Genomic DNA, 17,158 nt, shown 5'->3' with positions numbered 1-17,158 from the left:
GCTAGCCGGTCGGGGCGGACCCCGTCGCGGCACCGGGGGGCCGACGCGCCGCACGCCACGTGGGAGCCTGCCGGCCTGCCGGCCCAGGTGGCGGCCCCGGCCGGGGCAGGTACGGAGCCGCCGCGGCGGCGAGCGCCCGGTACCGCCGGACGGCCGGCTCGTCGCCGTGCCCGGCCAGCCGCCGGCGTACGTCGGCCAGTTGGCCCAGCGCGCGGGGCGACCCGGCGCGGACCGCGTCGAGCAGCGCCTCGCCGGCCACCGCGCAGGCCCGCTCCACCTCGCCGAGTTGCAGGTAGCCCCGGGCCAGCCAGCCGCCGTAGATCGCGGAGGTGCGGGGGCCGCGCCGCCGGACGGCGTGCAGGGGCGCCTCGGCCGGGAGCGGTCGGCCCAGAGCGACCAGCGTGCGCCCGGTCATCGCCGCCAACTCCGGCCCGTCGAGCCAGTAGAGCCACGGTGGCTCCCGGCCCGGCTCCGGTGCGTCGGTCACCCGGCGGGCCGCGTCGAGCGCCTGCCGGGCCGCCCCCGCCCGGCCACCGAGCGCCGCGGCCAGGGCCACCCGGTGCAGCAGCAGGGCCCTCAGGCCGGGGCTGGCCGACCGCCGTGCCCCCGCGTACGCGGTGCGGGCCAGCACCAGCGCGCCCTCCGGGTCGCCGACGCCGGTGAGCAGGTGGCTGGCCGAGCCGAGCACGTGCCCGGCGAGCGACGGGTCGCCGGCCGTCGCGGCGGCGCGCAGTGCCAGCCGGTACGCGTCCAGGGCACCGGCGGCGTCCCCCGCGTCCGCGGCGAGCCAGCCGGCGAGCTGGGCGGACTCGGCCAGCTCGGGCAGCAGCCGGGGGCGTGCGGAGGGGGCGCACCCGGACAGCGCCCGCACCGCCCGTCCCAGCCGGTACGCCCCGAGCCCGGCCAGGTCGGCCCCGCCGACGAGGTCGTCGAGCCGGCGCAGCTCCGCCAGCCGTAGCGGCCCCGCGCCGTCGCCCCGGGCGGCGGGCCGGGCGGGTGTGCCGGGCAGCAGCACGGCGCGTGGGTCGGCGAGCCAGCGCTGGGCCAGGGCGAGCAGCGCCGCCCGGGGCCGGGACCCGCCGAAGGCCGGCGGCGGACCGAGACTGCGGGTGCGGGCCGCGGCGGTGGCCAGCAGGTCGGCCGGCACCGCGAGGACGACGGCGAGCCAGCCCAGCCAGAACTCGCCGGGGAGGCGCAGCTGCCGCTCCCACCGGGAGACCTCGTGCCGGCTGAGGGTCGGCACGCCGGACGCGGCGCAGAGCTCGGCCGCGACCCGCAGCTGGCTCCAACCCCGGGCCAGCCGGAGTTGGGCGAGCAGCGGCCCGAGCAGTTGCGGGCCGGGCGGCGGGGGCGGCGTCATCGGTCCTCCGGGACGGTGTCGGCGAGGCGGCGGCGCGGGCCCCGGAACGGGACCGGTGCGCCACCGGTGGATGCTGACCCCCGCGCGTGCCCCCGGCGGGTCGGCCTTCCGGCCGGGCCCACCCCGCGCAACCCCATGACTACTCCGGGGGTACGACGCTTTCCGGCCCCGGCGGGGCCGGCGGCCGTGCGGTCCGGCGTCCACCAGTGTGGGAAGGTCTCGGCCTGGAGGGCCCGGCCCGCTAGAGTCGGGGCGTGGCGCTCGGTCTTCCATCGGTCCTTCCCAATCCGCAGCCGGCGATCGGGGAGCTCATCCGTGACCGCCAGCCGACCTTCTCCTTCGAGTTCTTCCCGCCCAAGACCCCGCAGGGCGAGCGGCTGCTGTGGCAGGCGATCCGCGAGCTGGAGTCGCTGCGTCCGTCGTTCGTCTCGATCACCTACGGCGCGGGCGGGTCGACCCGCGACACCACCGTCGCGGTCACCGAGCGGATCGCCACCGAAACCACCCTGCTGCCGATGGCCCACCTGACCGCGGTCAACCACTCCGTGGCCGAGTTGCGCCACGTCATCGGCCGGCTCGCCGGGGTCGGGGTGCGAAACGTGCTCGCCGTGCGGGGCGACCCGCCGGGCGACCCGGGCGGCGACTGGGTGCGCCACCCCGAGGGCGTGCTCTACGCCGAGGACCTGGTCCGCCTGGTGCGCGACGCCGGCGACTTCAGCGTTGGGGTGGCGGCCTTCCCCTACAAGCACCCGCGTTCAACCGACGTCGACAGCGACACCGAGCACTTCGTGCGCAAGTGCCGGGCCGGCGCTGACTTCGCGATCACCCAGATGTTCTTCGACGCCGACGACTACCTGCGGCTGCGCGACCGGGTCGCCGCCACCGGCTGCGACACCCCGATCCTGGCCGGCGTGATGCCGGTGACCCAGATCGGCACCATCGAGCGCTCCACGCAGCTCTCGGGGGCGCCCTTCCCGCCGGCCCTGGCCGAGCGGTTCGCGAAGGTCGCCGACGACCCGGAGGCGGTGCGCCGGCTCGGCGTCGAGCAGGCCAGCGAGATGTGTCGGCGGCTGCTCGACGAGGGCGTGCCGGGGATCCACTTCATCACCCTCAACCGCTCCACCGCCACCCGCGAGGTGTGGCAGAACCTCCAGGTCGACGCGCGGGTGTGACCCCGGTGCCGCGACACCTGAGCGGCGGTGCGACGGTTGTTCCGTGGTGGGCACACAGCTGAACTGGGACGAGTACGCCACGGCCTGGGCACGGCTGCACGGGGGCTTCGACCCCCGGGCGGCGGCCCCCGTCGTCCGCGCCTGGCTGCGGTTCGCCTACCACGTCGGGTTCGTGCTGGGCCGGCTGCGGGTCGGCCCGACCCCCGTCACCGTGGTCGGCGTGCTGCTCTGCGCCTGCGTGCCGCTGTTCGCCGTACGGCCACAGAACGGCCCCTTCCTCGCGGCGCTGTTCGTGCTGCTCGCCGCAGTGGCGGACAGCGTCGACGGCGCGGTGGCGGTGGCCACGAACCGGACCACCCGGCTCGGCTACGTCTACGACTCGCTGGCCGACCGGCTCGGCGAGGTCGCCTGGCTGGCCGCGTTCTGGCTGATCGGCGCGCCGGGGGCGCTCGTCGTGACCGCCGGCGCGCTCTCCTGGCTGCACGAGTACGTCCGCGCCCGGGCGGTCTCCGCCGGCATGCGGGAACTCGGCGCGGTGACCGTGGGGGAGCGCCCCACCCGGGTCTCGGTGGCCCTGGTCGGGCTGCTGCTGGCCGGGCTGACCGGGCTGATCGAGCCGGACCTGCCGGCCGGCACGATCACCATGGCGACCGCCGTCTGGGTGCTGTTGGCCGGGTTCGGCCTTGGCCAGCTGCTCTCCGCCGTCCGCCGCGCCCTGATCGACGCCGGCTGATCGCGCGCGGGCCCGTCCGGACGGCCTCTGACCGGGTGCCGTGGTGTCAGGAAGGGGCCCTTCCGCTACCTCAGGCGTTGATCAGTGCCCTTCCTTACCCGGCAGCCGGTGCTACCAGGCGGGGCCGATGTCGTCGGCGACGATCTGGGCGGAGAGGGTCACCATCGGCAGGCCGCCGCCGGGGTGGCTGGAGCCGCCGACCAGCCACAGCCCGTGCGCCGGCCCCCGGTTGGCCGGGCGCAGCAGGCCGCCGGCGGTGCCGTAGATCGATCCCCCGGGCGCGCCGGTCGCGTCGTCCAGGTCGGCCGGGGTGCGGACCTCCCGGAACACCAGCCGGTCCCGCACGTCGACGCCCCGCTCGGCCAGCACGTCGAGGACCCGGTCGGCGTACGCCTCGGCGAGGCCGGGCCGGCGCCAGTCGACGGCACCGGTGGCGGTACCGTGCCGGGGTGCGTTGACCAGCACGAACCACGCCTCGTGGCCGGCCGGCCGGACCACCGGGTCGTTGGCCACGGTGACGAAGACGGTGGGATCGGCTGCCGGTCGGGCCCGCACGCCGCGCCCTGGGTGGCCGAAGACCGCGTCGAACTCGGCGTCGTAGTCGCCGGGGAAGAACACGTTGTGGTGGGCCAGCCCGGAGTCCCCGGTCAGGCCGAGCAGCAGCACGAAACCGGCCAGGCTGCGGTCGGTCAGCCCGGTCAGCCGGCGCGGGCTGGGCAGCAGGTCCCGGTAGAGGGTGAGCGCGTCGACGTTGGCCACCACCACGTCGGCGGGGACGGGGGCGGTGACGCCGCGCAGGCGTACGCCGTGCACCCGGCCGCCCGCGGCGTCGATCCGGGTGACCGTGGCGCCGGTCCGCACGACCACGCCGAGGTCCAGGCAGCGGGTGAGCAGCGCGTCGGCGAGCGTGCCCAGCCCGCCGCGCAGGTACCAGCCGCCGAAGGTCAGCTCGGCGTAGGGCACGGCGACCAGCGCGGCCGGCGCCCGGCGCGGGTCGGCGCCGGTGTAGGTGGCGTACCGGTCCAGCAGCATCCGCAGCCGGGGGTCGGAAAGGTGCCGTCGGCCCAGCCCGCGCAGCGTCCGGCCCGGCCCGATGGCGGCCAGGTCGCCCAGCCGCCAGGCCAGCGCGGCCAGGTCCCGCGGGGAGTCGATCGGGCGGCGCAGGATGTCCCGGTCCGAGGCCTGCCACACCCGCGCGGCCCGGCGCCACAGCCGCTGCCAGTCCGCGGCGGCCCGGTCGCCGAAGGCCGCGCCGATCCGGGCGGCGAACTCGGCCGGGTCGGCGCACGAGTCGAGGGCCGGGCCGCCGCCGGGGAAGACGTGCCGGACGATCGGGTCCACCGGCGTCAGGTCCAGGTACTCGTCGAGTTTCGCGCCGGTCGCCTCGAACAGGTCGTGGAAGACGTCGGGCAGGGTGAGCAGGCTCGGCCCGGTGTCGAAGTGGAACGCGCCCGCCGGCGTGTCGCGGACGTACCGGCCGAGCTTGCCGCCGACGGTGCCCGCGCGTTCGAGCACGGTGACCTGGTGCCCGGTGGCGGCCAACCGGGCGGCGGTGGCCAGCCCTCCCACCCCGGCGCCGACGACCACGATCCGCGCCATGCCGCGCCTCCCTAGGTGACGGGGCGGCCGCGCCAGGACAGGCGACGCCGCTTTCGCAGATGGTACGACCGCAGGGTCAGCCAACCGAGGACCACGACCGACACGGGGTGTGCCAGCGCGTCGGGCCACCACCGGCCCCCGGTCGCCCGGGCGCTGACCGCCCGTCCGGTGACCCCGAGCAGGTAGGCGGCGAGCGCCGCGGCGGCCACCGTCGGCGCGCCGGCGGCCAGGGCGACGACCGCCAGCAGCGGGGGAGCGGTGTAGAGCAGGAGCAGCAGGGCCACCACGGCGGCCGCCGCCCCCGGGTTGCCGAAGGTCGCCCAGAGCGACTTCGAGTAGCCGTCGCGCAGCTGCGGCCAGTCCTCGTACATCCGGCAGGCGGCCAGCCGCGAGCCGTCGGCGAGGGCGATCCGGCCGCCGGCCCGCTTGACCGCGCGGGCCAGCTCGACGTCCTCCAGGACCTTCCCGGCCACCACGGCGTGCCCGCCGGCGGCCTCGTAGCCGGCCCGGTCCACCACCAGGAACTGCCCGCCGGCGGCGGCCAGCGACGGCCGCCGCGAGCGCTCCATCGCCCGCAGCGGCAGGAAGGTGAGCCACAGCCACTGCAACAGCGGCTGGACCAGCCGGTCGGCCACCGTCGCCACCAGGATCCGGGGGTACGGCGACAGCAGCGTCACCCGCGCGGCGCGCAGCTCGGTGACGGCCGCCGCGACCGCGTCCGGGGCGAGCACCACGTCGGCGTCGACGAAGACCAGCGCGGTCGCCGCGGGGTCGGCCCGGGTGGCCAGCTGCCAGCAGGCGTGCGGCTTGCCCAGCCAGCCCGGCGGCGGGGCGACCCCGTCGAGCAGGGTGACCCGGGGGTCGTCGCCGGCCACCGCGCGGACCACGTCCGCGGTGCCGTCGGTGGACCCGTCGTCGAGCACCACCACGCGCAGCCGGGGCACGCCCCGCTGGGCGAGCAGCGCGCGCAGGCACGGGGTGACCCGCGCGGCCTCGTCGCGCAGCGGCAGCAGCACCGCCACCGGCTCGGTGACCGGCGCCGGCCGCTCGGCCGGGCGGCGCAGCCAGCGGCCGGCGTTGAGCAGGGTGTGCGCGGTCAGCGCGGCCACGCCGAGCAGCAGCGCGAGGACGGCGGTCATGCCGTCGCGTCGACGCCGGGGCGCTGCGGCTGACGGGTCCCGTGCCGGTCGTCGCGGCGGGAGCGGATCAGCGTGACCGCCAGCGGCACGGCGGCCACCGACATGCCGACCGCGCCCCACAGGGCCGAGGCGGGCAGGTCGAGGAAGACCGCGTGGGCCAGCACGCTGGAGAAGTACGTCCACAGCCAGAGCGCGAACATCGGGCCGTCCCGCCCGTCGGTGGTGGCCACGGCGGGCCCGGCCAGCGGGCGCAGCGCGCTCATCATCAGCACGGCGAAGAGCAGCCAGCCCAGGTAGTTGCTCACCGGGATGCCGGGCAGGCCGGGCAGCGCGGGGGTGGCGTCCCGCCAGACCCAGTAGCCCTCGGCCACCATCTGCGGGTCGAGGAAGAGGTCCCAGGCGGCCAGCCCGACGGCCGCCAGCGCGATCCGCCGGACGGGGAACCGCCCGCCCCGGCGTCCCGGCGCGTCCCCGGCGCTCGGCCCGTCCCCGGCGCCGGGCCTGGCGCTGGCGTCGCCGCCGGTCAGCCGGGTGGCGGCCAGCCAGGCCGGCCAGGCCATCCAGGTCCAGGCCAGCGGGATGATCAGCGGCACCCCGGCCAGCTTCGGCCCCAGCTCGCCGGAGTAGTCGTAGCTGCCGAACGGGAAGCCGGTGGCCACGCCGAGCGCCTCGATGGCGAACCCGCCGACCGTGGCCACCGCGACCAGCGCCGCCGCCGTACGCGGGCCCCGGCTGAACAGCGCGTGGCCGACCGAGAGCAGGTAGCCGAGCACGACGGTGGCGACGGTCAGCCGGGCCCGGGTCTCCCCGGTGGTCAGCGGGTAGCAGATCTGCGCCAGCACCAGCACGGCCAGCAGCGCCCAGGACAGCCGTCGGGTCATGGCACGGGCCGGCCGGGCGGGGTGGGTGTCGGCGGCTCCAGCGGCAGGTCCCGGCCGAGCACGCCGAACGGGCGCTCGTCGCCGGGGAAGTGGAAGTCGCGCAGGACGTCGGCGAAGCCGAACCGGCGGTACAGCCGCCAGGCCCGGGACCGCTGCTCGTCGGCCTCGGGGGTGGAGAGCAGCGTGGTCGTTCCCTCCGCCAGGCTGAGCAGGGCCCGCAGCTGCCGCGCGCCCAGGCCGTGCCCCTGCGCGGGCGGGCGGACGTGCAGCTCCACCACCTCGAAGCAGTGGGTCAGCCAGCGTTGCCGGGTCGGGGCGTCCAGTGCCCGCCAGACCTGGTCGTGCCACCACTGCCCGGAGCCGCCCAGGTAGCCGTAGCCGAAGCCGGCCAGGTGGCCCTCGCTGGTCAGGCTGGCGACGGCGCGGAAGCCGGGCCGGCGTACGTGGGTGGCGATGTAGCCGCGTCGGGACTCCAGCAGCTCAGGGCGGTAGCCCATCGCCTCGCCGTAGACGGCCACCACGTCGTCCAGCCGTCGGACGAGATCGTCCGGCGTCCACCGCACCAACCTCATGCCCGTACACCCTCCGCCGCTCCCGGGTCGCCGTCCGCGACCCACCCCAGCACCGCCCGGTCACCCACCACGTCGCGCACCTCGAACCGCGCGAAGAGTTCCTCCGCGTACCACCCCTCGGTGGGGGTCCGCATGATCGCCGCCCGGTGCTCCGGGTGACGGTACGCGAACGCCACGAGGTCCGCCGGGTCGCGCCACACGCTCACCGTGCCCTGCCAGCCCAGCGGGGCCTCGCCGATGCCGAAGCGGGCCAGCAGGCCGGGCGCGGCGTGCAGCGCGGCGGCCACCGGTGGGATCGCCCGCCAGAAGGTGGCCGCCCGACGGGGCCGCAGCCGGGCCCGGGTCAGCGCCAGCACCGGGCCGGTGACCCGGCCGCCGGGCGGCTCCCCGAACGGCCGGCGCCCCGACCATTCGCCCCGGCTGCTCAGCGGGCGCAGGTCGACCCGGACGGACGCGCGGGCGATCCGCGCCCAGGCGCGTCCCACCGGCGAGCCGTCGAAGCCGGCCGCGGCGGCGGGGGAGTCCCACACGGTCAGCGCCGCCCACCGGGTGAGGTCGGCGTCGCCCGGCCCGAAGCCGGTGCCGGTCCCGGTGCCGAGCAGCTTGCCGAACCGCACGCCGGGCACGGCCCGCAGCCGGCGGGGGTCGACCGCCATCCGGGTCAACGCCCGGGGCAGCGCGGCGCGGGAGGTGCGCCACACGTGCAGGGTGACCAGCTCCGGGACGTCGGCCCCCACGGTTCGCGCGCTCCGCTCGCTCACGCCACCGCCTCGCTCCGCTCCACGGCGGCGCGAGGCGCCGCGCTGCTGAGCCCCATGGTTCGCTCGCTCCGCTCGCTCACGCCACCCCGGTCGGGACGCCGCCGGTGACCCGCAGCAGCTCCGGGTACGTGGTGGGGAAGACCGCCTGCGGCACGCCGCCGGCCGCCCAGATCTCGTCGTACGACTCCAGGGCGGTGTCCACCAGGGTGCGCAACGGGCGCGGGTGGCCGACCGGGGCGACCCCGCCGATCACCTGCCCGGTGTGCGCGCGGACGAACTCCGGGGTGGCCCGGCGCAGCCGGCCGACCCCGATGGACGCGGCCAGGCCGGCGGTGTCCACCCGGTGCGCGCCGGAGGTGAGCACCAGCAGCGGCGCGCCGTCCGCCTCGAAGACGAGCGAGTTGGCGATCTGGCCGACCGCGACGCCGAGTGACTCGGCGGCGGCAGCGGCGGTGTGGACCGCGTCGGGCAGCAGGCGGACGAGGCTCGGCGCGCCGGACCCGTCCCGGGCGCCCGCGGCGTCGAGCACGTCCTGCACCGCCCGCACGTTCGGGTGTGGCTGCATGTCGACCATTCTTCCCGGTACGCCGGTCGGCGGCTCAGCCGGCCGTGCCGGGCCCCGACCGGGCGGGGCGGGGCGACGTCCGGCCGGCTCCGGGCGGGACGGTGGCGGCGTCCGGGGCGGGCGGCCCGGTGTCCGGGGTGGGCGGAGCGGTGTACTGGGCGGGCGGAGCGGTGTCAGGGGTGGGCGGAGCGGTGGCCCGGGCCGGGGCGACCCGGGCCGTCTCGGCCAGCGCGACGCCGACCAGCACCAGGAGCCCGCCGGTGAGCTGGGCGGTGTTGAGGGCCTCACCGGGGCCGATGACGACCCAGGCGACCGCCGAGGCGAGCACCGGCTCGGCCATGCCGATGATCCCGACGCTGGTCGCGGGCAGGTGCCGCATCGCCCCGGCCACCAGCAGGTACGGCGCGATCGAGCCGAGCACCACCGCGTACGCGCAGAGCAGCGCCACGGGCACGCCCCCCTCGGTGTCGGCGGCCAGCGGCTCCCAGCCGCCGGTGCCCACGGTGACCGCGCGGGTGAGCAGGCCCGCCACGGCGGAGGCGCCGAACGCCCAGGTGCACAGCGACAACGTGTCCCGGCGCGCCGCTCCGTGTGCGCCGAGCACGTAGTAGGCGGCGAGGAAGACCGCGGCGCCGAGACCGGCGAGCACGCCGAGGCCGTCCAGCTTCAGTTCGCCCCACACCTCGGCCACGCAGCCGAGACCGACCAGGCTCAACGCCAGACCGGCCCAGAGCCGCGGGCGCACCCGGTGGCGCTGACCGAACCGGGCCCAGAGGGCGACCAGCAGCGGGGCGGTGTACTCGAACAGCAGCCCGATCCCGACCGGCAGCCGGGAGATGGCGACGAAGTAGAGCATCGGTACGGCGAAGAACCCGGCCAGCCCGTACCCGATCAGCAGCGGCAGCTGGCCGGGGGTGGCCCGGAGCCGGCGGGCCCCCGGACGCAGCAGCACGCTCAGCACCAGCAGCCCGGTGACGGCGCCGGCGGCGCGCAGCAGGGTGAGCTGCGGGGCGTCCAGGCCGGCGCGGAGCACCAGCTTGGAGACGGTGCCGTTGACGGCGAAGAGCCCGGCCGAGGCGAGCACCATGGCGACCCCGAGGACGGGGCGGGGGGTTGTCACGAGCGGAGGCTACCGCCGCGGTCCCCTGCCGGCGTCCAGCACGGCCGCGGCGGCGGACGCCGGGGCCGACACCTGCCGGGACGTCGACCGAGGTCCGCGCGTCACACGTTGCATTTTCGTCGGAGGGAGGGTGTACTGTCAGCAGTAGTTAGAACGAGTGTTCGATTGCCTCGAACGCCCGTTCCAACCATCCGGGGCGGTGTTTCGCGGCGCGGCTCCGGGCGTGCGGCTCCGCGGGCCGCACCTGGGTCCCGGGCAGTCGCGAGTCCGGGCCCGTCAGGCAGGAGCGTCGCCCGCCGCCCACGACCCCCGGGCGGCGGGCGACGAACCCGCCGGTAACGCCGGCCGGGTGTGGTGTGGGGAAGCGTCCACACCCGGCCGGCCACCCCACCGGTGCGTCTTCCTCCGCACCACTCGACCCGGCGTCCCGCCGGCGGCCCAGGGCCGTCTCCGGGACGGCGCCTCGGCCACGTGGAGGAGACAGTCCCATGCCGACCAACCCGGCTCAGGCACCGACGGTGCCGGCGCACGTGCTGCCGCACCGCACCCCCGCCCAGCTTCTCGCGGTGGCCCGGCGCGGGCTGGCCGAGGCCGCCCAGACCCGTCCCGACGGCCTCCGCTACGCCGCCGCCCACCTGGCCGCGCTCCGCGCGGCCGCGGCCGTGCTCGCCGCCCGGGCGCGTCCCGCCCCCACCCGACGCCACCGGGTGACCAGCGTCTGGATCCTGCTCTCCGGTGTCGCCCCCGAGCTCGACGAGTGGGCCCGGTTCTTCGCCCTCGGCGCCGGCAAGCGGGCCGCCGCCGAGGCCGGCATCCCACGGGTCGTGACCGCCCGGGAGGCCGACGACCTGCTGCGCTCCGCCGAGCAGTTCGTCACGGTCGTGGAGGCCGCGCTCGGCGTGGCCCACCAACCGGCACTCGACGGCCTCGCGGCCTGACCCGGGGCACCCGGCCAGCCGACGGCGACCGGGTGCCCCGGCGCGGCACGCGCACGTCTGATCCGACAGCACGACGGGGGGTAGGTCCGATGGCGGGCCGGATGGTGGTCGGTTCCGCCGCACTGGCCGGTCTGGTGCGCCCGGCGAGCGCGCCGGACCCGGCGACCGGTCACCGGCTGTTGCCGGTGGCCCCCGAGCTGACCGGGCTGCTGCCCAACCGGGGACTGCGACGGGGCAGCACGATCGCGGTGGCCACCGGCCAGCCCCGGCGCAGCGGCGGCACCTCGCTGGTCCTGGCGCTGCTCGCCGAGGCGTCCCGGGCCGGCTCGTGGTGCGCCGTGGTCGGGGTCCCGACGTTCGGGGCGGGCGCCGCCGCCGAGTTGGGCATCGCCCTGGACCGGCTCGCCCTGGTGCCCCACCCGGGCCCGGAGTGGGCCACCGTCATCGCCGCGCTGATCGACGGGGTGGACGTCGTGGTCGCCGCCGTGCCGACGACGGTCTCCGCCTCGGTCGCCAACCGGCTGGCCGCCCGGGCCCGGCAGCGCGGCAGCGTCCTCGTCCCGTACGGGCGGTGGGACGGCGCGGACGTGACCCTCCAGGTGGTCCGGGGCGCCTGGGAGGGGCTCGGGCAGGGGCGGGGCCGGCTGCGTCGCCGCGAGGTCACCGTCTCCGCGCGGGGCCGCGGGGCCGCCGCCCGCCCCAAGGAGATCAAGGTCTGGTTGCCCGGGGACGGGCTCACCCGGGTCATTCCCCGCTCCGCTCCCGCCGCCGCCGTCTCCGCCACCGGCCGGTCGACCGCCGGCCGGCTCCGCCAGGTCGGCCCGGCCGTCGCCTCCACGCCCACCGCCCCGGCCCGTCGCGCCGCGCTCACCCTGGTCGGTCCGACGTGACCGCCGCGCTCACCCTGGTCGGTCCGACGTGACCGCCGCGCCCGTGCGGACCCTGCTGCTCTGGTGCCCGGACTGGCCGGTGCTCGCCGCGGAGATCGTCGACGGGGTGCCGGCCACCGACCCGGTCGCCGTGCTGCACGCCAACCGGGTGGTCGCCTGCTCCGAGCGGGCCCGCGCCGAAGGGGTGCGCCGAGGGCTGCGCAAACGTGAGGCCCAGGGCCGATGCCCCCAGCTCACCGCCGTCGAGTACGACCCTGGGCGGGACGCTCGGGCGTTCGAACCGGTGGTCGCCGCCGTCGAGGAACTGGTCGCCGGCGTCGAGGTGGTACGCCCCGGCGCGTGCGCGGTGGCGGCCAGAGGGCCGAGCCGCTACCTCGGGGGCGAGGAGGTGGCCGCCGAGCGGATCGTCGAGCACGTCGCCCAGGCCTGCGCGGTGGAGAGCCAGGTCGGCATCGCCGACGGGGTCTTCGCCGCCGGGCTGGCCGCCCGCGACGGACGGGTCGTTCCGCCCGGCGGGGCACCGGGGTTCCTCGCCGACCTGCCGGTCGAGGCGCTCGGCCGCCCGGCCCTGGCCGACCTGCTGCGCCGGCTCGGCGTACGCACCCTGGGCGACTTCGCCGCGCTGCCCGCCGGCGACGTGCTGGCCCGGTTCGGCTTCGACGGTGCGTTGGCACACCGGCTGGCGGCCGGGCGGGACCACCGTCCACTCGCAGTCTGGCAACCCCCGGTCGACCTCGCGGTCACCGCCGACCACGACGAGCCGCTCGACCGGGTCGACGCGGCGGCCTTCGCCGCCCGGGCACTGGCCGAACGGCTGCACGACCGGCTCGCCGCGCACGGGCTGGCCTGCACCCGTCTCGGCATCGAGGCGGTCACCGCGCACGGCCAGGAACTGCACCGGGTCTGGCGGCACGACGGGCTGCTCACCGCCGCGGCCATCGCCGACCGGGTGCGCTGGCAACTCGACGGCTGGCTGTCCGGCAGCACCGGCCGGGCCGGCACCCGCCCGACCCGCCCGACGGCGGGCATCATCCGGCTGCGGCTGGTCCCGGACGGGGTGGTCCCACAGGCCGGCCTGCAACCCGGCCTGTGGGGGGAGACCGGCGAGGAGCGGGAGCGGGCGCACCGGGCGTTGAGCCGGGTGCAGGGCATCCTCGGCCCCGAGGCGGTCGTCACCGCGGTGCTCGGCGGCGGGCGCTCACCGGCCGACCAGGTGCGCCTGGTGCCGTGGGGCGACGAACGCCTTCCGGCCCGGCCCGTCCCGCCGCCGTGGCCGGGCCGCCTGCCGCCACCAGCACCGGCCGTGGTGCTGCCCGACCCGCTCGCCGCGGTCGTGCACGACGCCGCCGGCACACCGGTCGAGGTCAGCGCGCGGCTCCAGGTCAGCGCCGAGCCGGCCCGGCTGACCGTGGGCGCCGCCCGGCCGGTCGAGATCGTCGGCTGGGCCGGCCCCTGGCCGGTCGACGAGCGCTGGTGGGCGCCGTCCGAGGCCCGCCGCCGGGCCCGGTTCCAGGTCTGCCTGGCCGACGGTACGGCCCTGCTGCTCGCCGTCGAGGCCGGGCGGTGGCTGGTGGAGGCGATCTATGACTGAGCGCCTGCCCGCGGTCATCGACCGGCCCCCGCCCCGCCCTCACCGCCCCGCTCGCCCCGACGCCCTGCCAACGGGGCGGCTCGGCCGGCGTGGAGTCTTGCTGGCGGCTCGGTCCGGGCGTGTTGAACCCCTGCCGACGGCTCGGTCCGGGCGGTCCGATCCCCTGCCGGCGGGTCGGTTCGGCCAGCGTGAGGCTTCGCCAGCCGTCCCGCCGACGCTGTCGAGTTGCCCCGTTGACGGGACCGCCGGACGCAGGCTCTCGGATCTTGGTGAGTTTCGGCCCCTCCAGGGGCTCAAACTCGCCAAGATTTCTTCGGCTGCCCGCCCGGAGGAGCTCTGATGAGCTTCCACAACCCGAAGCTGCCCTGGTCGGAGTTGGAGCGTGTGCTCTCCGGTCGGGAATCCGGCACCGGCCGATCGGGCGCGGGTCGGCCGGGTGCGGGGCGGACGGGTACGGGCCGAGCGGGTACGGGCCGGTCGGAGGCGGAACGAGGGGGTGCGGGCGGGCCGGGGGAGGGGCGGGTCGGGGAGGGCAGCCGGGTGCGCGACGAGCGGCACCTGCACGTGGTCGACCCGTTGGCCGTGGACGCCGACGGCGGCGACTCTCCCGCCTGGAGCCGCAAGCGGGAGCACTACCAGCCGCCCGAGGTGGCCCGCCCCGACGACGCGGTGCCGTACGCCGAGTTGCACGCGCACACCAACTTCAGTTTCCTCGACGGTGCCAGCCACCCGGAGGAACTGGCCGAGGAGGCGGCCCGGCTGGGCCTCACCGCGCTCGCCGTCACCGACCATGACGGCTTCTACGGGGTGGTGCGCTTCGCCGAGGCGGCCCGCGCGCTGCACCTGCCGACGATCTTCGGCGCCGAACTCTCCCTGGGCCTGCCCGGGCCGCAGAACGGCGAGCCCGACCCGCTCGGGCGGCACCTGCTGCTGCTCGCCCACGGCCACGAGGGGTACGCCCGGCTCGCCTCGACCATCGCCCGCGCCCAGCTGCGCGGCGGGGAGAAGGGCCGCCCGGTCTACGGCGAGCTGGAGGAGATCGCCGCCGAGTTGCGCGACCACGTGCTGGTGCTCACCGGCTGCCGCAAGGGGCACGTGCCGTCGGCGCTGCTCACCGAGGGGGTGGACGCGGCGGCCCGCGAGCTGGACCGGCTGACCGCCCTGTTCGGTGCGGAGACGGTGGCGGTGGAGCTGACCGACCACGGGCACCCGGTGGACGCCGACCGCAACGACGCGCTCGCCGAGCTGGCGGCGGCGGCCGGCCTGCCCACGGTGGCCACCAACAACGTGCACTACGCCACCCCGGGCCGGCGGCGGCTGGCCACCACCGTCGCGGCCGTCCGGGCCCGGCGCAGCCTGGACGAGATCGACGGCTGGCTGCCCGCGGCCGGCACCGCCCACCTGAGAAGCGGCGCCGAGATGGCGGCCCGGTTCGCCGCGTACCCGGGTGCGGTGGCCCGGGCCGCCGAGTTCGGGGCCGAACTCGCCTTCGACCTCCAGCTCGTCGCGCCGCGGTTGCCGGCGTACCCGGTGCCGCCGGGGCACACCGAGATGAGCTGGCTGCGCCACCTGACCCACGCCGGCGCCCGCGAGCGCTACGGCCCGCCCGAGGCGCACCCCAGGGCGTACGCGCAGCTCGACCACGAGCTGAACATGATCGAGGAGCTGGGCTTCCCCGGCTACTTCCTGGTGGTCTACGACATCGTCACGTTCTGCCGCGAGCAGGACATCTACTGCCAGGGGCGGGGCTCGGCGGCCAACTCGGCGGTCTGCTACGCGCTGCGGATCACCAACGTGGACGCCGTCCGGCACCGGCTGCTCTTCGAGCGCTTCCTCGCCCCGGAGCGCGACGGCCCGCCCGACATCGACGTGGACATCGAGTCCGACCGCCGGGAGGAGGTGATCCAGCACGTCTACGCCCGGTACGGCCGGGAGCACGCCGCGCAGGTGGCCAACGTCATCTCCTACCGGCCCCGCTCGGCGGTGCGGGACGTGGCCAAGGCGTTCGGGTTCTCGCCTGGCCAACAGGACGCCTGGAGCAAGCAGATCGACCGCTGGGGCTCCGTGGCCCCGGTCGACGTGGCGGACATCCCCGAGCAGGTGGTCGCGTACGCCAACGAGTTGCAGACGTTTCCCCGGCACCTGGGCATCCACTCCGGCGGCATGGTGATCTGCGACCGGCCGGTGATCGAGGTGTGTCCGGTGGAGTGGGGGCGGATGCCGGGCCGCAGCGTGCTCCAGTGGGACAAGGACGACTGCGCCGCCGTCGGCCTGGTCAAGTTCGACCTGCTCGGGCTCGGCATGCTCTCCGCGCTGCACTACGGCTACGACATGATCGGGATGAGCCTGGACCTCGGGGACATGACGCTGGACGACCCCGAGGTCTACGACATGCTCTGCCGGGCCGACTCGGTCGGGGTGTTCCAGGTGGAGAGCCGCGCGCAGATGGCCACCCTGCCCCGGCTGAAGCCCCGCGAGTTCTACGACCTGGTGGTCGAGGTGGCGCTGATCCGGCCCGGCCCGATCCAGGGCGGCTCGGTGCACCCGTACATCCGGCGCAAGAACGGCCAGGAGCCGGTGACCTACCCGCACCCGCTGATGCGCAACGCGCTGGAGAAGACCCTCGGCGTACCGCTGTTCCAGGAGCAGTTGATGCAGCTCGCCATCGACCTGGCCGGCTTCGACGCGGCGGGGGCCGACCAGCTGCGCCGGGCGATGGGCGCCAAGCGCTCCGCCGAGCGGATGGCCCGCATCGCCGACCGGCTCTACGCGGGCATGGCCGAGCGGGGCATCACCGGCGAGCTGGCCGACGACGTCTTCCACAAGCTCTCCGCGTTCGCCAGCTACGGCTTCCCGGAGAGCCACGCGATGAGCTTCGCCTACCTGGTCTACGCCAGCTCCTGGCTCAAGCGCTACCACCCGGGGCCGTTCCTGGCCGCGCTGCTCAACGCCCAGCCGATGGGCTTCTACTCGCCGCAGACGCTTGTCGACGACGCCCGCCGGCACGGGGTGGAGGTGCGTCGGCCGGACATCAACGCCAGCGGCGCGCTGGCGGTGCTGGAGTCCACCCCGCGGACCCGGTGGGGCAGCGCGCCGGGGGAGCCGCCGCACGCCTGGGGGCTGGACGGGCCCGCCGTCCGGCTCGGGCTCTCCGGCGTGCGTACCCTCGGCGACGGGGTGGCCGAGCGGATCGAGGCGGAGCGGGCGGCGCGCGGGCCGTACCGCGACATGCCGGACCTGGCCCGGCGCGTGGGTCTCACCGCCGCGCAGCTGGAGGCGCTGGCCACCGCGGACGCCTTCGCCTGTTTCGGGCTGTCCCGGCGGCAGGCCCTCTGGGCCGCCGGCGCGGCGGCCCAGGACCGGCCGGGCCGGCTGCCGGGCACGGTGACCGGCGCGACCGCGCCCACCCTGCCCGGGATGGAGGCGGTGGAACGGCTGGTCGCCGACGTCTGGGCGACCGGGTTGTCGCCGGAGAGCCACCCGGCGAGCTTCATCCGCCCCCGGCTCGACGCGCTCGGCGCGGTGCCGATCGCCCGGCTCGGCGGGGTGGAGCCGGGGCGACGCATCCGGGTCGGCGGGATCGTCACCCACCGGCAGCGGCCCGCGACCGCCGGCGGGGTCACCTTCCTCAACCTGGAGGACGAGACGGGGATGCTCAACGTCACCTGCTCCCCGGGCCTGTGGCAGCGCTACCGGCGGGTGGCCCGCACGAGCGCCGCGCTGGTGGTGCGGGGGCGGTTGCAGCGGCACGAGGGAGTGATCAACCTCACCGCCGACCGGCTGGACGCCATCGAGCCCCCGGTCAGTCCGCCCTCGCGCGACTTCCGCTGACGGCAG

Annotated in this window: 14 protein-coding genes; 6 read left to right on the top strand and 8 right to left on the bottom strand. The window is 76.9% G+C overall.

Annotated elements, in window-relative coordinates; genetic code table 11:
* Window position 1: 1 nt before the first annotated feature.
* Complete coding sequence (locus tag ACLQ20_RS15495; RefSeq protein WP_425856116.1) at window positions 2-1,360, bottom strand: helix-turn-helix domain-containing protein; 1,359 nt, start codon at window positions 1,358-1,360, stop codon at window positions 2-4.
* A gap of 254 nt (window positions 1,361-1,614) precedes the next feature.
* On the opposite strand from ACLQ20_RS15495, the gene metF reads away from it, so the two are divergent.
* Window positions 1,615-2,532 (top strand): methylenetetrahydrofolate reductase [NAD(P)H], encoded by a 918-nt coding sequence (metF, locus tag ACLQ20_RS15490; RefSeq protein ID WP_151457013.1) that lies wholly within the window; start codon window positions 1,615-1,617, stop codon window positions 2,530-2,532.
* 43 nt (window positions 2,533-2,575) lie between these two features.
* On the top strand, window positions 2,576-3,265 hold the full coding sequence (locus ACLQ20_RS15485) for a CDP-alcohol phosphatidyltransferase family protein (protein WP_151457012.1): 690 nt from the start codon (window positions 2,576-2,578) through the stop codon (window positions 3,263-3,265).
* Window positions 3,266-3,376: 111 nt separating this feature from the next.
* Here ACLQ20_RS15485 and ACLQ20_RS15480 read toward each other — a convergent pair whose 3' ends face one another.
* From ACLQ20_RS15480 to ACLQ20_RS15450, 7 genes are all read right to left on the bottom strand, one after another.
* Window positions 3,377-4,864, bottom strand: a complete 1,488-nt coding sequence (locus ACLQ20_RS15480) for a phytoene desaturase family protein (RefSeq protein ID WP_425856112.1) — start codon at window positions 4,862-4,864, stop codon at window positions 3,377-3,379.
* Between the two features lie 11 nt (window positions 4,865-4,875).
* Window positions 4,876-6,003 (bottom strand): glycosyltransferase, encoded by a 1,128-nt coding sequence (locus ACLQ20_RS15475; RefSeq protein WP_425856110.1) that lies wholly within the window; start codon window positions 6,001-6,003, stop codon window positions 4,876-4,878.
* A complete protein-coding gene (locus ACLQ20_RS15470; protein WP_425856108.1) occupies window positions 6,000-6,884 on the bottom strand; it encodes a carotenoid biosynthesis protein in 885 nt (294 codons plus the stop codon). The genes ACLQ20_RS15475 and ACLQ20_RS15470 overlap by 4 nt, the downstream gene beginning before the upstream one ends.
* Window positions 6,881-7,456 carry a GNAT family N-acetyltransferase gene (locus tag ACLQ20_RS15465; RefSeq protein WP_132236245.1) on the bottom strand — a complete coding sequence of 192 codons (576 nt, stop codon included), beginning with the start codon at window positions 7,454-7,456 and terminating at the stop codon, window positions 6,881-6,883. Before ACLQ20_RS15465 ends, ACLQ20_RS15470 begins: the two co-directional genes overlap by 4 nt.
* Complete coding sequence (locus ACLQ20_RS15460) at window positions 7,453-8,217, bottom strand: monooxygenase (RefSeq protein WP_327029142.1); 765 nt, start codon at window positions 8,215-8,217, stop codon at window positions 7,453-7,455. Before ACLQ20_RS15460 ends, ACLQ20_RS15465 begins: the two co-directional genes overlap by 4 nt.
* A gap of 76 nt (window positions 8,218-8,293) precedes the next feature.
* Entirely contained in the window at window positions 8,294-8,782 is a 489-nt protein-coding gene (locus tag ACLQ20_RS15455) for a YbaK/EbsC family protein (RefSeq protein WP_311411600.1), read from the bottom strand.
* A 34-nt stretch (window positions 8,783-8,816) separates the two neighbouring features.
* Complete coding sequence (locus ACLQ20_RS15450; protein ID WP_327029141.1) at window positions 8,817-9,902, bottom strand: EamA family transporter; 1,086 nt, start codon at window positions 9,900-9,902, stop codon at window positions 8,817-8,819.
* A gap of 488 nt (window positions 9,903-10,390) precedes the next feature.
* Here ACLQ20_RS15450 and ACLQ20_RS15445 point away from each other — a divergent pair, with 488 nt between their 5' ends.
* The 4 genes from ACLQ20_RS15445 to ACLQ20_RS15430 all read left to right on the top strand — a co-directional run bounded on the left by ACLQ20_RS15445 (window position 10,391) and on the right by ACLQ20_RS15430 (window position 17,152).
* Window positions 10,391-10,840: an SAV_6107 family HEPN domain-containing protein gene (locus tag ACLQ20_RS15445; RefSeq protein WP_132236251.1), complete on the top strand. Its 450-nt coding sequence runs from the start codon at window positions 10,391-10,393 to the stop codon at window positions 10,838-10,840.
* An 89-nt stretch (window positions 10,841-10,929) separates the two neighbouring features.
* Window positions 10,930-11,730, top strand: coding sequence for a hypothetical protein (locus ACLQ20_RS15440; RefSeq protein ID WP_358116598.1), 801 nt, complete (start codon window positions 10,930-10,932; stop codon window positions 11,728-11,730).
* Between the two features lie 28 nt (window positions 11,731-11,758).
* Window positions 11,759-13,321, top strand: coding sequence for a DNA polymerase Y family protein (locus ACLQ20_RS15435; RefSeq protein ID WP_425856105.1), 1,563 nt, complete (start codon window positions 11,759-11,761; stop codon window positions 13,319-13,321).
* Between the two features lie 339 nt (window positions 13,322-13,660).
* Entirely contained in the window at window positions 13,661-17,152 is a 3,492-nt protein-coding gene (locus tag ACLQ20_RS15430) for an error-prone DNA polymerase (protein ID WP_425856103.1), read from the top strand.
* The last annotated feature ends 6 nt before the right edge of the window (window positions 17,153-17,158 follow it).

The organism is Micromonospora sp. DT46 (assembly GCF_049841735.1).
GTDB lineage: Bacteria > Actinomycetota > Actinomycetes > Mycobacteriales > Micromonosporaceae > Micromonospora > Micromonospora reichwaldensis.
Note: the sequence above shows the minus strand (reverse complement) of the source record. Positions and strands in the feature narration are given on the sequence as shown.

Excerpts from the sequence above, each read along its gene's own strand:
- ACLQ20_RS15495 (WP_425856116.1), bottom strand. The coding sequence starts at position 1,360 with ATGACGCCGCCCCCGCCGCCCGGCCCGCAACTGCTCGGGCCGCTGCTC.
- ACLQ20_RS15480 (WP_425856112.1), bottom strand. The coding sequence starts at position 4,864 with ATGGCGCGGATCGTGGTCGTCGGCGCCGGGGTGGGAGGGCTGGCCACC.
- ACLQ20_RS15475 (WP_425856110.1), bottom strand. The coding sequence starts at position 6,003 with ATGACCGCCGTCCTCGCGCTGCTGCTCGGCGTGGCCGCGCTGACCGCG.
- ACLQ20_RS15470 (WP_425856108.1), bottom strand. The coding sequence starts at position 6,884 with ATGACCCGACGGCTGTCCTGGGCGCTGCTGGCCGTGCTGGTGCTGGCG.
- ACLQ20_RS15465 (WP_132236245.1), bottom strand. The coding sequence starts at position 7,456 with ATGAGGTTGGTGCGGTGGACGCCGGACGATCTCGTCCGACGGCTGGAC.
- ACLQ20_RS15455 (WP_311411600.1), bottom strand. The coding sequence starts at position 8,782 with ATGCAGCCACACCCGAACGTGCGGGCGGTGCAGGACGTGCTCGACGCC.
- ACLQ20_RS15445 (WP_132236251.1), top strand. The coding sequence starts at position 10,391 with ATGCCGACCAACCCGGCTCAGGCACCGACGGTGCCGGCGCACGTGCTG.
- ACLQ20_RS15440 (WP_358116598.1), top strand. The coding sequence starts at position 10,930 with ATGGCGGGCCGGATGGTGGTCGGTTCCGCCGCACTGGCCGGTCTGGTG.
- ACLQ20_RS15430 (WP_425856103.1), top strand. The coding sequence starts at position 13,661 with ATGAGCTTCCACAACCCGAAGCTGCCCTGGTCGGAGTTGGAGCGTGTG.